Origin of the sequence: Pseudarthrobacter niigatensis (assembly GCF_030812615.1) — a bacterium.
GTDB classification, from domain to species: Bacteria; Actinomycetota; Actinomycetes; order Actinomycetales; family Micrococcaceae; genus Arthrobacter; species Arthrobacter niigatensis.
Map to the genome: position 1 here is coordinate 211,694 of NZ_JAUSTB010000006.1, position 12,717 is coordinate 224,410.

11 protein-coding genes are annotated in these 12,717 nt (G+C 67.2%); all 11 read left to right on the top strand.

From position 1 onward, the window contains the following. Positions 1–198 precede the first annotated feature (198 nt). On the top strand, positions 199–2,457 hold the full coding sequence (locus tag J2T23_RS11395; RefSeq protein WP_141183319.1) for a polyribonucleotide nucleotidyltransferase: 2,259 nt from the start codon (positions 199–201) through the stop codon (positions 2,455–2,457). Positions 2,458–2,569: 112 nt separating this feature from the next. After that, positions 2,570–3,913, top strand: coding sequence for a M16 family metallopeptidase (locus J2T23_RS11400; RefSeq protein ID WP_307360011.1), 1,344 nt, complete (start codon positions 2,570–2,572; stop codon positions 3,911–3,913). A gap of 114 nt (positions 3,914–4,027) precedes the next feature. Next, on the top strand, positions 4,028–4,525 hold the full coding sequence (locus J2T23_RS11405) for a DUF1579 family protein (RefSeq protein WP_307360148.1): 498 nt from the start codon (positions 4,028–4,030) through the stop codon (positions 4,523–4,525). Between the two features lie 213 nt (positions 4,526–4,738). Beyond that, positions 4,739–5,932 carry a substrate-binding domain-containing protein gene (locus tag J2T23_RS11410; protein ID WP_307360013.1) on the top strand — a complete coding sequence of 398 codons (1,194 nt, stop codon included), beginning with the start codon at positions 4,739–4,741 and terminating at the stop codon, positions 5,930–5,932. Between the two features lie 7 nt (positions 5,933–5,939). Next, on the top strand, positions 5,940–6,704 hold the full coding sequence (locus J2T23_RS11415) for an ABC transporter ATP-binding protein (protein ID WP_307360015.1): 765 nt from the start codon (positions 5,940–5,942) through the stop codon (positions 6,702–6,704). Next, on the top strand, positions 6,701–7,474 hold the full coding sequence (locus tag J2T23_RS11420) for an ABC transporter ATP-binding protein (protein WP_307360017.1): 774 nt from the start codon (positions 6,701–6,703) through the stop codon (positions 7,472–7,474). The genes J2T23_RS11415 and J2T23_RS11420 overlap by 4 nt, the downstream gene beginning before the upstream one ends. Next, on the top strand, positions 7,471–8,346 hold the full coding sequence (locus tag J2T23_RS11425) for a branched-chain amino acid ABC transporter permease (protein WP_307360019.1): 876 nt from the start codon (positions 7,471–7,473) through the stop codon (positions 8,344–8,346). Before J2T23_RS11420 ends, J2T23_RS11425 begins: the two co-directional genes overlap by 4 nt. Then, entirely contained in the window at positions 8,343–9,566 is a 1,224-nt protein-coding gene (locus J2T23_RS11430; protein WP_307360021.1) for a branched-chain amino acid ABC transporter permease, read from the top strand. The genes J2T23_RS11425 and J2T23_RS11430 overlap by 4 nt, the downstream gene beginning before the upstream one ends. Next, complete coding sequence (locus tag J2T23_RS11435; protein WP_307360023.1) at positions 9,563–11,158, top strand: class I adenylate-forming enzyme family protein; 1,596 nt, start codon at positions 9,563–9,565, stop codon at positions 11,156–11,158. Before J2T23_RS11430 ends, J2T23_RS11435 begins: the two co-directional genes overlap by 4 nt. Further along, a complete protein-coding gene (locus J2T23_RS11440; protein ID WP_307360025.1) occupies positions 11,155–11,814 on the top strand; it encodes a TetR/AcrR family transcriptional regulator in 660 nt (219 codons plus the stop codon). The genes J2T23_RS11435 and J2T23_RS11440 overlap by 4 nt, the downstream gene beginning before the upstream one ends. Continuing rightward, complete coding sequence (locus J2T23_RS11445; RefSeq protein WP_307360027.1) at positions 11,811–12,716, top strand: alpha/beta hydrolase; 906 nt, start codon at positions 11,811–11,813, stop codon at positions 12,714–12,716. The genes J2T23_RS11440 and J2T23_RS11445 overlap by 4 nt, the downstream gene beginning before the upstream one ends. Position 12,717 lies beyond the last annotated feature (1 nt).

Consider the following 12,717-nt stretch of genomic DNA (forward strand, 5'->3'; position numbering starts at 1 on the left):
TCTTCAAATAAAAACTAAACAGGAGGATCAACCGCATCACGCATTCGCGGTCCTCGGTAGTGATCCCCGGGAACGGCTTCGTTGACTGAAGCCGGCGGCCCGTGGGTCTCGATCGATGACCGGGTGCAGGGCCAGTAGACAGATGCTGGCTGGGTTGATGCGGCTGGACTTCCGTAAAAAGAAACGGAGGTGACTCTCTTGGAGGGTCCCGAAATCCAGTTCTCGGAAGCAGTCATTGACAATGGCCGTTTCGGCAAGCGCGTAATCCGCTTCGAAACCGGCCGCCTCGCCAAGCAGGCCGCCGGCGCAGCCATGGTGTACATCGACGATGACACCGCACTGCTGTCCGCAACCACCGCCGGCAAGCACCCGCGTGAGGGCTTCGACTTCTTCCCGCTGACGGTCGACGTCGAAGAGCGCATGTACGCTGCCGGCCGCATCCCGGGCTCGTTCTTCCGCCGCGAAGGCCGCCCGTCCACCGAAGCCATCCTGGCCTGCCGCCTGATGGACCGCCCGCTGCGCCCCGCCTTCATCAAGGGCCTGCGCAACGAGGTCCAGATCGTGGTAACCGTCTTGGCCATCAACCCCGATGAGCTGTACGACGTCGTTGCCATCAACGCTTCCTCGATGTCCACCCAGCTGTCCGGCCTCCCGTTCTCCGGCCCCATCGGCGGCGTCCGCGTTGCCCTGGTCAACGACGAAAACGGATCGCAGTGGGTTGCCTTCCCCAAGCACTCCCAGCTGGAAAACTCCGTGTTCAACATGGTGGTTGCCGGCCGCGTTGCCGGTGACGACGTCGCCATCATGATGGTCGAAGCCGAAGCAACCGACAACTCCTGGAACCTCATCAAGGAACAGGGCGCCACCGCGCCCACCGAAGAGGTTGTGGCCGAGGGCCTCGAAGCTGCCAAGCCGTTCATCAAGGCACTCTGCGACGCCCAGGCCGACCTCGCCGCACGCGCTGCAAAGCCCACGGTCGAGTTCCCGGTCTTCCTGGACTACGAGGACGACGCTTACGCCGCCGTCGAATCCGCTGCTGCCGACAAGCTCGCCGCCGTCTTCCAGATCGCCGACAAGCAGGAACGCGACAACGCCTCCGACGCACTCAAGGACGAGGTCCTCGCCAACCTCGCCGGCCAGTTCGAAGGCCGCGAGAAGGAACTGTCCGCAGCCTTCCGCTCGGTCACCAAGCACGTTGTGCGCCAGCGCATCCTCAAGGACCAGGTCCGCATCGACGGCCGTGGCCTGACGGACATCCGCCAGCTGACCGCCGAGGTCGAGGTCCTGCCCCGCGTCCACGGCTCCGCCATCTTCGAACGCGGCGAGACCCAGATCATGGGTGTCACCACGCTGAACATGCTCAAGATGGAGCAGCAGATCGACTCGCTGTCTCCCGTGACGCGCAAGCGCTACATGCACAACTACAACTTCCCGCCGTACTCCACCGGTGAAACCGGCCGCGTGGGCTCGCCCAAGCGCCGCGAAATCGGCCACGGTGCCCTGGCCGAACGTGCACTCGTGCCCGTCCTGCCGTCCCGCGAGGAATTCCCCTACGCCATCCGCCAGGTATCCGAAGCCCTCGGTTCCAACGGTTCGACGTCGATGGGTTCCGTCTGCGCCTCCACCCTGTCCCTGCTGAACGCCGGTGTGCCCCTGAAGGCCGCCGTCGCCGGTATCGCCATGGGCTTGGTCTCCGACCAGGTGGACGGCCAGACCCGCTACGCAGCGCTGACCGACATCCTGGGCGCCGAAGACGCCTTCGGTGACATGGACTTCAAGGTTGCCGGCACCGCCGAGTTCGTCACGGCCATCCAGCTGGACACCAAACTCGACGGCATCCCCGCTTCGGTGCTCGCGGCAGCCCTGAAGCAGGCCCGCGAAGCCCGCCTGCACATCCTCGAGGTCATCAACTCGGCCATCGACACCCCGGACGAGCTCTCCGAGTTCGCACCGCGCGTCATCGCCGTCAAGATCCCCGTGGACAAGATCGGCGAGGTCATCGGCCCCAAGGGCAAGATGATCAACCAGATCCAGGAAGACACGGGCGCCGACATCTCCATCGAGGACGACGGCACGGTCTACATTGGCGCCACGAACGGTCCGTCTGCCGACGCAGCACGCTCCGCCATCAACGCCATCGCCAACCCGCAGGTTCCGGAAATCGGCGAGCGCTACCTGGGTACGGTCGTCAAGACCACCACCTTCGGTGCCTTCGTGTCGCTGACCCCGGGCAAGGACGGCCTCCTGCACATCTCCGAGCTGCGCAAGATCGCCGGCGGCAAGCGGGTGGACAACGTTGATGACGTTGTTTCCGTGGGCCAGAAGATCCAGGTGGAAATCACCAAGATCGATGACCGCGGAAAGCTGTCCCTGTCTCCGGTCGTGGCTGAAGAGGAAGGCGCCGACGAGACCGAGCGCGTTCACGCCACGGAGCCTGCTGAAGGCGCTGAGGTCTAACAGCAGGGGCTTCCCGGCATAAGCATGAATCGGCGGGACCGGTGGATGATCCACCGGTCCCGCCGCTGTTACGATGGCAGCCAGATCCGGCTGCCCGTCCTGAAAGGCATCAATGACTGTTGTACCCCTGCCGCTTGAGCAGAACCACGCCGGCGACACCCTGGTCCACGGCTCCGACGGCGGGTCCGAGGTCCGGCGTTCAGTGCTGCCAGGGGGAGTGCGGGTACTGACCGAGGCGATGCCGGGCCAGCGGTCTGCCACGATCGGGTTCTGGGTGGGCGTCGGATCCCGTGACGAGGCTCCCGGCCAGCACGGTTCCACCCACTTCCTTGAGCACCTGCTGTTCAAGGGGACCAGGCGCCGCACGGCCCTGGAGATTGCTTCCGCCTTTGATGAGGTGGGCGGCGAATCGAACGCGGCCACTGCCAAGGAAAGCACCTGCTACTTTGCGCGGGTGCTGGACTCGGACCTTCCCATGGCCATCGACGTCATCGCGGACATGATCACCGGCGCCGTGCTGGACCCTGACGAGATGGAGCAGGAACGGGACGTGATCCTCGAGGAAATTGCCATGGACAGCGATGACCCCACCGACGTCGCACACGAGCACTTCGTCGCCGCGGTCCTGGGCAGCCACCCGCTGGGCCGCCCCATCGGCGGCACTCCCGCTGCCATCAAGGCCGTGGCCCGGGACTCCGTGTGGGAGCACTACCGCAGGTACTACAAACCGGAGGAGCTGGTCATCACCGCCGCGGGCGGGCTGGACCACGACGTCGTCTGCGGACTCGTGGTGGATGCCCTCCAGACCGCGGGCTGGTCGCTTGAGCCCGACGCGGCACCGGTGCAGCGGCGCTCCACCGAACGCGCCCTCATCACCGGGACCGCAGGCCTGCACGTGGTCAAGCGCGCCGTGGAGCAGGCGAACATCATCATGGGCTGCCCCACCATCGTTGCCACCGACGAACGCCGCTACGTCATGAGTGTGCTGAATGCGGTCCTGGGCGGCGGCATGTCCTCCAGGCTGTTCCAGGAAGTCCGCGAGAAGCGCGGCCTGGTGTACTCCACCTACTCCTTTGCCTCGTCCTACGCCGACGCCGGCTACTTTGGGATGTACGCGGGCTGCACGCCGTCCAAGGTCCGGCAGGTGCTGGACCTCCTGGCTGTGGAGCTGGACAAGCTCGCCGAACACGGCATCTCCGACGACGAGCTCCGCAAGGCGGTGGGACAGCTCGGCGGCGGCATCGTCCTGGCCCTGGAGGACACCGGCTCACGGATGTCCCGCCTGGGCAGGGCCGAACTGGTCTCCGGCGAATACCAGGACATCGACGAAACCCTGCGGCTCATCAAGGCGGTCACCGCAGAACAAGTCCAGGAATTGGCCGCCGGACTCGCCGCAGCCCCGCGGACCGTCACCGTGGTTGGCCCGTTCGAGGAGACGGAGACGTTCGGGCTGTAAAGAACCGGCATTCCTGGACGCGCACGGGGCAGGGAAGCTGGCGGTGCCACCGGTAACAGTCCATCCTGAGTAGCAGGGGTTGTTTCGGCACGGGCGGCGATGGGCGGTTCAGCAATGGAGCACGGGCATCCGGCTTTGTCCGGCCTGCTGGGTCACTGGCGGGGACGGACCCAGGTCGCTGCAGGTCCGTGGGGGCCCGAACGCAGCGTTGATGCAGAAGTGACCTACAGCCAGGTGGCCGGAGGTCTCGGCGTCGTGCAGAGCTACCGGCACGTTGAACCCGACGGCAGCCATTTCGAAGGCCACGGCATCTTCACGATCGATCCGGTCCACAACGATGTGCTGTGGTACTACGTGGACAGTACCGGAGTGCCGCCCGGAACCGCCGAGCGCTGCACGTGGCGCAACGGCGTCCTCCGCGTCGAACGCCGCAGCGGCGCAGGGTGGACACGCCACTCCCTCCTGCTTGGGGACGGCGTGCTCACCCACGTCACCGAGCTGCGGTCACCCGCCAAGGACGACGGCCGCAGGCCGGCAGGTGCGGACGCCACTGCGGACGGACGAAGCCCGGCCTACAGGCCGTTCATGCGTTCCGTCTTCCACCGGGCCTGAACTGCTTCCTCTCGCCCGGGCTGCGCGCAGCGCGGTTCCGTGGCGGCGACGCCCGGGCTCGCCGACGTGCGGCGGCGTCACGCCGCCGACGGCCAATGTCGTTGACAGAACCGAGGGTCCGCTCTACATTTGCTGTAATCTGAATCACCTTTCAGGTTGGAGGGGTTTCCCTCCCGAACGCATATCCTGCGGATCTTCACCGAAAGGCATCCCGTGAAGGAAACAAAGAAGTTTTTGATGGCCGCCGTTGTGGCATCCGGGCTGGCCCTCAGCGCATGCGCGCCCACAGCCGGCGCCGGCGCTCCGACGGGCACCGGCAACGCCGCCGAGCCCGTCAACGTGGGCATTATCTACTCCAAGACCGGCGCGCTGGCCGCGTACGGAGAAACCTACTACCAAGGGCTGCAGGCAGGGATCGACTACGCCACCAACGGCACCGGCGAGGTCAACGGCGCCAAGATCAACCTGACGTACGCTGACGACGCCGGCGACCCGGATAAGGCCGTCACGGCAGCCAAAGACATGATCGGCAAGGGCTACAAGATCATCGGAGGGACCGCCTCCTCCGGCATTGCGCTGAAGCTTGCCGAACAAGCCCAGCAGAACAAGGTGCTGTACATCTCCGGCCCCGCAGCCACCGACGCCATCCAGGGCGTCAACAAGTACACCTTCCGCTCCGGCCGGCAAAGCCTGCAGGACGTTGCCACGGCCGGTACCTTCATCGACACCAAGGGCAAGAAAGTCGTGGTGTTCGCCCAGGACAACGCCTTCGGGCAGGGCAACGTCGCTGCCGTCAAGGCCGTCCTCGGCGCCAAGGGCGCAACGGTGGAAGCTGTCCTGGTTCCCGAAAACCAGGAGCTCACCCCCTTCGCGCGCCAGCTGCTTGATGCGAAGCCGGACATGGTCTTCGTCGCCTGGGCCGGTGCGACCTCCGGCACCATGTGGCAGGCGCTGAACCAGCAGGGCGTCTTCGACGCCGCGCCGGTGGTGACCGGCCTGGGCGATTCCGCCACGTTCGGCGCCTACGGGCCCGCGAGCTCCAAGATCAGCTTCCTCAACCACTACTTCCCCGGGGCGGCAGGAAACGACGTGGAGAAGAAGATGATTGCCGCCGTCGGGAAGGCCGGCGGCAAGCCGGACCTCTTCACTCCCGACGGGTTCGTCGCCGGCCAGCTGATTGCCCAGGCCGTCAAGCAGGGCGGGGGAACCGATCCTGACGCGATGGTCAAGGCGCTCGAGGGTTACAGCTTCGACGGCCCCAAGGGCAAGGAAACCGTGCGGGCCTCGGACCACGCCCTGATCCAGGACATGTACCAGGCAAAGCTCGTCCAGAAGGGTGACAGCTGGGCTCCCGAGCTCATCAAGGCCGTTCCGGGCGACACCGTCGCTCCGCCGGAAAAGAAGTAGGAACCGGATGGCAACCCCAGCCCTGCCGGCCCTGGCGGTGGACGGACTCGGTCTCCAGATCGGTGGCGCACGCATCCTGCAGGATGTGGACTTCACCGTCAGCGCCGGTGAAATGATCGGCGTGATCGGCCCCAACGGGGCCGGCAAGACCACCCTGTTCAACCTGATTTCCGGCGTCCTGCGGCCCACGGCAGGACGCATCACGCTGAACGGCAGGGAGATCACGGCCGCACCAATCCACCGCCGGGCCTCGGCAGGGCTGGGACGGACTTTCCAGACCTCCAATCTCTTCCCGAGGCTCAGCGTGCTGGAGAACGTCAGGCTGGCGGCCCAGGCAAAACTCGGCGGCAGCTTCAGCATCCTGCGGTTTCCCTCGGACACAGACCAGGCGACCCGGATTGCCCGCGGCACCATCGCCGAGGTGGGCCTCACCGGGAAATTGGCGACGGCGGCGGGAGACTTGTCGCACGGCGACAAACGCAAGGTGGAGATCGCCGTGCTCCTGGCCACCGATCCCACCGTGGTGCTGCTGGACGAACCGATGGCCGGAGTGGCATCGGGGGATGTTCCCTCCCTCACGGCAATCATCAGGGGAATGCACCGCGAGCGGGGCTGCACGGTCCTGATGGTGGAGCACCACATGGACGTCGTTCTGGGCCTGGTGGACCGGGTTGCCGTGATGCACCACGGCAGCCTGTTGGCCCTGGACACCCCTGACGCCGTCATGGCCAACCCCACAGTCCAAAGCGCCTACCTCGGAGAAACCGTATGAATACCGCCACTGGCCCCGCGTCCGGCGCAGCCACACCCATCCTCAGGGTTGCGGGCCTCAGCGCCAGGATCGCCGGGCAGCAGGTGGTGGAGGACGTGTCCTTCTCCGTGCCGGCCACAGGCATCACCGCCCTGCTGGGCCGCAACGGCGTGGGCAAGACCAGTACCATCAAGGCCATCATCGGCTTGATTGACCGCAGCGGCGTGGTGGAACTGGGCGGCGAGCGGATAGACAAGGAGGCCACCTACAAAATCATCAAGCGCGGCGTGGGATATGTCCCGGAGGACCGTGAAGTATTCTCCAAACTGACGGTCGCGGAGAACCTTCGGCTCGCCGAACGCGACGCCGCCCCCCGCAGGCAACTGGTGGAGGAACTCTTCCCGGATCTGCTGGCCCGCTCCGGCCAAATGGCCGGAACGCTGTCCGGCGGCCAGCAGCAGATGGTCTCCCTGGCCCGCGCCCTCCTGAATACCAACAAGGTCCTGCTGGTTGATGAACCGACCAAGGGCCTAGCCCCAAGGATTGTGGGCGAGGTGGCCGAAACCCTCGCCGAAGCCGCCAGGACCGTCCCCATCCTGCTCGTCGAGCAAAACCTGCACGTCGTCCGCCAACTCGCCGGCGGCGCCGTCGTGCTCTCCGGCGGACGGGTTGTCCACACCGGCCCCGCCCGCGACTTCCTTGATGACGCCGCCCTGATCCACAGGCATCTCGGTGTCTCCACCGATGCGGCAGCCCCCGGGGACCCGGTCCGGAGAGGCGCTGCGCAATGAGCACCGTCATCCTGCTGACGTTCACCGGACTCGGCCTTGGGGCACTGTATTTCCTCGTGGCCGCCGGACTCTCCCTGATTTACGGCCTGATGGGCGTGCTCAATTTCGCGCACGGTGCCTTCCTGACCCTGGGTGCCTTCACCGGCTGGGAGATTGCCCGCCGGGCCGGCTCCGACAACTGGGGAACGTTCCTGCTGTCCCTCGGAATCGGTGCCGCCGCCGGGGCAGTCTTCGCCGCCTTCACCGAGTTCGTCCTGATCCGCCGGCTGTACCAGCGGCATATCGAGCAGGTCCTGGTCACCGTGGGCCTGTCGCTTGCCGCAGTGGCCCTCTTCGACGGCATCTGGGGAACGGACCCCGTTTACATCCAGGGGCCGGCCTGGTTCAAGGACACCACGGACATCCTTGGTGCCCGGATTCCCAACGACCGGTTCGTCTGCATCGTGGCGGCGGCTTTGGTGCTGCTGGCCCTGGTGTTCTTCCTGAAGAAGACCAGGTACGGCATGATCATCCGCGCCGGCGTCGAAAACCGGTCCATGGTCACCGCACTCGGCATCGACGTCCGCAAAGCCTTCACCCTGGTCTTCACCATCGGCGGGGCGGCCGCGGGGCTGGGCGGGGTTCTCGCCTCGCACTATTTCGGCTACGTCTCACCGATGCTCGGCGGTTCGCTGCTGATCTTCGCCTTCATCGTCACGGTGATCGGCGGCCTGGGATCGTTGACCGGAGCGGCCATCGCCGCCGTCGTCGTCGCCGTCGTGCAGCAGTTCGCCAACTTCTACCTGGGCGGCACCGGTGACTTCGTCGTCGTGCTGGCGCTGGCGCTCGTGCTGCTCTTCCGTCCCACCGGCCTGCTTGGGAGAACCGCATGACCACCGATACCGACACCAACAGCACCGGCAGGCCGGCGACCGGAGGCGGCACCGCGCTCCAGCCAGGCAAGCGCCGGCGCGGCCGCGGCGCAGCTGCCTCCGGCGGCGGCCCTGATGCCCGGCGCCCCGTACCCGGGGGCCGCCGCGTTGCAGCCTGGGCCGGGGGCCTGGCGGGGGTTCTGCTGCTGATCCTGCTGCCGCTCCTGGACATCCCGCTGCCGGGCATACTGCCCGGCCCCAGCTACACGCCCGGATCCCTGCAGCTGCTGGCCATGTGCATGCTGATGGCCGCGGCGGCCCTGACCTACCACCTGCTCCTCGGCGTTGCCGGACTGCTCTCCTTCGGGCATGCGCTCTATTTCGGCGCCGGGGTGTACGGCCTGGCAATCATCCTCCAGAACCTCGACATCCCGCTCCTGCCCGCCATGGGGCTCACCCTGCTGGTCGTCATCGTGCTGGCCCACGTCGTGGGGAGCATCAGCCTGCGCGTCAGCGGCATCCCCTTCGCCATGGTGACCCTCGCCTTCGCCCAGGCCGGCTCGGTCATTGTGGGGCGCAATCCAGACGGCCGCACCGGCGGTGACGAGGGACTGACGCTGCGCACCGACAACCTCCCGGACTTCCTGGTGGGCGTGGCCAACACCCGCAACCTGTATTGGCTGGCGCTTGCCGTGCTGGTGGGCGTGTTCGCGGTGGTTACCTGGGTGCAGTCGTCCCGGGCCGGCCACGCAGCAGCCGCCGTCCGGGAGAACGAGCTGCGCGTCCGCGTCCTTGGCCTCCAGCCGTATCTGGTCAAGCTGCTGGTCTTTGTCGTCTCCGCGGTCCTGGTCTGCGTGATCGGGATGGTCTTCCTGCTCCTCCAGAGCGGTGCCATACCCCGGGCAGTCTCGTCGGACCTGACCATCACGCTGCTGGTCATGGTGGTCCTTGGCGGGGTGGGCTCGCGCTGGGGCGCGGTGGTGGGCGGGGTGTTCTACACGATCCTGGACCAGCGCCTCACCGCGCTGGCCAACTCGGAAGGCATCAAGTCCCTGCCGGACATCCTGCGGGTACCGTTGTCAGAACCGTTGTTCATTCTCGGCACGCTCTTCATCCTCGTGGTGCTCTTCCTGCCCGGAGGCCTGGCGGGAACCGCCGGACGGCTGGCACGGCGGCGCCGCGGCGCGCAGACGCGCGCCGGTACCGAAACCCCGCGCGACATCCTGGAGGACGCTGCATGACCAACCCAACTTTGCCCACCTCCGACGGGCTCCACACCCTGGGCCGCTGGACCACGGACCGCAGCGCTGCCACCCCCAACCGGATCGCCATCGACGACCGCGGCTGCACCCTGGCCTACAGCGAGCTGGAGCGCCGCGCGGCCAACCTCGCTGCCGGCCTGCGCTCGGCCGGTTACCGGATCGGTGACCGCATAGCGACCCTGACCGGCAACAGCTCTGACCACGTGGTGGCTTTCTTCGCCTGCGCCAAGGCAGGACTGGTCCTGGTCCCGCTGTCCTGGCGGCTCGCACCCAGGGAACTTGCCCTGCAACTCGAGGTGGCCGAGCCCCAACTGCTGCTTGTTGAAGACGACCTTGCGGCGCTGGGCGCGGCGGCATGCGCCCTGCTCGCGCATAGGCCCCGTGCCGCGTCGCTGGGACCGGGCGGGGTGGAAAAATCCGTCCCGCCGCCCACGCGGGTGTCGCCGGCGCCGGAAACCACCGGGCGGCAGGACGTGCACGACGACGACGCCCTGCTGATGGTGTTCACCTCCGGCACCGAGGGGGCAGGCAAAGCAGCAGTCCTGACACACGCCAACTGTTTCTGGAACAACCTGTCCCTCTCGCGCACCCTGGACATGGGCAGCAGCGACGTGGTGCTGGCCGTACTGCCGCAATTCCACGTGGGTGGCTGGAACATCCAGCCGCTGCTGGCCTGGTGGGTCGGCGCCACCGTGGTGCTGGAACGCGGTTTCGATCCCGGGCGGGTCCTGCAGCTGATCCCCGAACGCCGCGTCACCATGCTGATGGGGGTGCCTACCCAGTACCTGATGCTCGCGGAGCATCCTGATTTTGCCTCCGCCGAACTGGGCAGCCTGCGGCACGCCGTGGTGGGTGGGGCGCCCATGCCGGCGCCGCTCCTGCGGATCTGGCACCGCAGGGGAGTGGCCCTGAGCCAGGGCTACGGTCTCACCGAGGCGTCCCCCAACGTGCTGTGCCTGGCAAATGAGGATGCCGAACGGATGGTGGGCTATTCGGGCAAACCCTACCCCCACGTCTCCGTCGCCGTGGCGGACCCGGCCACCGGGGAGCTCCTGGAGGGCGCTGCTGCCGGCGAGCTGCTGGTCGGTGGTCCGGGCGTGTTTGCGGGCTATTTCCGCGATCCTGCCGCCACGGCGGCCGTCCTGGCCGGCGGCTGGCTGCACACCGGAGACCTCGTGGAACGCGACGCCGAGGGCTACATCAGGGTGGTGGACCGGCTCAAGGACATCTACATTTCGGGCGGGGAGAACGTGGCACCGTCCGAAGTCGAGGCTGTCCTGCTGGGCCACCCTGCGGTGGAACAGGCCGCAGTCGTCGGCGTGGAGGATGCCCGCTGGGGTGAAACCGGCCTCGCCTTCGTGGTGGTCCGTCCGGGAATGGCCACGGACGAACAGGAACTGCTGGAACACTGCAGCTCCCAGTTGGCCCGCTTCAAGGTCCCTGCCCGGATCGAGATGGTCGCCGCCCTGCCGCGGACAGCCCTGAACAAGGTGCTGCGCGCCAAGCTGCGCCAAGAGCTGGCCGGGCGTCCCGCACCGGGGCTTGAACCCGCGGCGGGAAACCGGGCATGAGTACGGCGCCGCGCACCGCCAGGGGGAACCGGACCCGGGCCAAGCTGCTTGAGGCAGCCGAAGCGGTCTTCGCCTCGGTGGGCTACCACGAGGCCTCCATCGTGAAAATCACCGAGGCCGCCGGCGTAGGGCTGGGCACGTTCTACCTGTACTTCGACGGCAAGCAGGCCATCTTCGACGAAGTGGTGGAGGACCTCAACCGCAGGGTCCGGCATGCCATGACGGACGCGGCCAGGAACGCCGCCAACCGGATGGAGGCGGAACGGGCAGGGTTCCGGGCGTTCTTCCGGTTCACCGCCCAGCACCCCGCCCTGTACCGGATCATCAGGCAGGCCGAGTTCGTCTCCCCGGGCGCTTTGCGGCTGCACTACACCCGGATCGTCAACGGCTACATCGAGGGTTTGAAATCGGCGCAGGCAGGCGGCGAAGTCAGGGACATGGACCCCACCGTCGCGGCCTGGGCCCTCATGGGAATCGGCGAACTGATCGGCATGCGCTGGGTCCTGTGGGACGAGGAAGGCGCACCGCCGGTCGAGGGAGCCAGGCCCGAGGTGCCCGAAGAAGTGTTTGAAGAAATGATGCAGTTCATCGAACGGGGCCTCGCCCCTGACACCCGCCCCAGCTCCACCCCACCCCAGGAAGGGACGTTGCCATGACCCGGACAACCAGCCAGGAAACTTACCGCACGGCGGACGTTGCGGTGCGCGGCGGAACACTGCATACCGCCATCTGGGGGCCGGATGATCCTGCCGCTCCAGCCATCCTTGCCGTGCACGGTGTCACCGCCTCGCACAAGTCATGGGCCTACCTCGCCGCCGCCCTGCCCGACGTCCGGATCATCGCGCCCGACCTGCGCGGACGCGGCCAAAGCAACCAGCTCCCCGCACCCTACGGGATGACTTCCCATGCGCAGGACCTGGCAGCCGTCCTTGGGGAACTGGCGCCGGGGCCGGTCGTCGTGGTGGGACACTCCATGGGAGGCTTCGCGTCGCTGGTCCTTGCGGATCTCTTCCCGGAACTCGTCCGCTCGCTAGTGCTGGTGGACGGGGGCCTGCCGCTTCAGGTCCCGGCGGGATTGAGTGACGAGGAGATCATCTCATCGGTCCTGGGCCCGGCGGCTGAACGCCTGAATGCCACCTTCCCGAACCGCGAGGTCTACCGATCCTTCTGGCGGCAGCACCCCGCCTTCAGCTCCGGCTGGGGCCCACTGGTGGACGCCTACGTGGACTACGACCTCACCGGTGAAGAACCCGAACTCCGGCCCGCCACCCGCTACGAGGCAATGGCGGAGGACACGGCGGACCTCCACCGCGGCGCGTCACTGCTGAAGGCCCTGGCGGACCTTGCCGTAGACACCGAGGTCCTCCGGGCGCCGCGGGGCCTGCTGAATGAGCCGGCGGCCCTCTACGCCCCCGGCTACGTGGAGTCATGGGCCGCAAAGCTGCCCAACCTTCGGGTCAGGCAGGTGCCGGACGTGAACCACTACACCATCATCATGGGCCAGGCGGGAGCGGCAGCGGTTGCGGAGAGCGTCCGGGCGGCCCTGGCCGGACACTGAG

Bases quoted from the DNA above. Each gene is read 5' to 3' on its own strand.
- J2T23_RS11430 (WP_307360021.1), top strand. From the start codon at position 8,343: ATGACCACCGATACCGACACCAACAGCACCGGCAGGCCGGCGACCGGA.
- J2T23_RS11425 (WP_307360019.1), top strand. From the start codon at position 7,471: ATGAGCACCGTCATCCTGCTGACGTTCACCGGACTCGGCCTTGGGGCA.
- J2T23_RS11420 (WP_307360017.1), top strand. From the start codon at position 6,701: ATGAATACCGCCACTGGCCCCGCGTCCGGCGCAGCCACACCCATCCTC.
- J2T23_RS11440 (WP_307360025.1), top strand. From the start codon at position 11,155: ATGAGTACGGCGCCGCGCACCGCCAGGGGGAACCGGACCCGGGCCAAG.
- J2T23_RS11400 (WP_307360011.1), top strand. From the start codon at position 2,570: ATGACTGTTGTACCCCTGCCGCTTGAGCAGAACCACGCCGGCGACACC.
- J2T23_RS11415 (WP_307360015.1), top strand. From the start codon at position 5,940: ATGGCAACCCCAGCCCTGCCGGCCCTGGCGGTGGACGGACTCGGTCTC.
- J2T23_RS11435 (WP_307360023.1), top strand. From the start codon at position 9,563: ATGACCAACCCAACTTTGCCCACCTCCGACGGGCTCCACACCCTGGGC.
- J2T23_RS11445 (WP_307360027.1), top strand. From the start codon at position 11,811: ATGACCCGGACAACCAGCCAGGAAACTTACCGCACGGCGGACGTTGCG.
- J2T23_RS11405 (WP_307360148.1), top strand. From the start codon at position 4,028: ATGGAGCACGGGCATCCGGCTTTGTCCGGCCTGCTGGGTCACTGGCGG.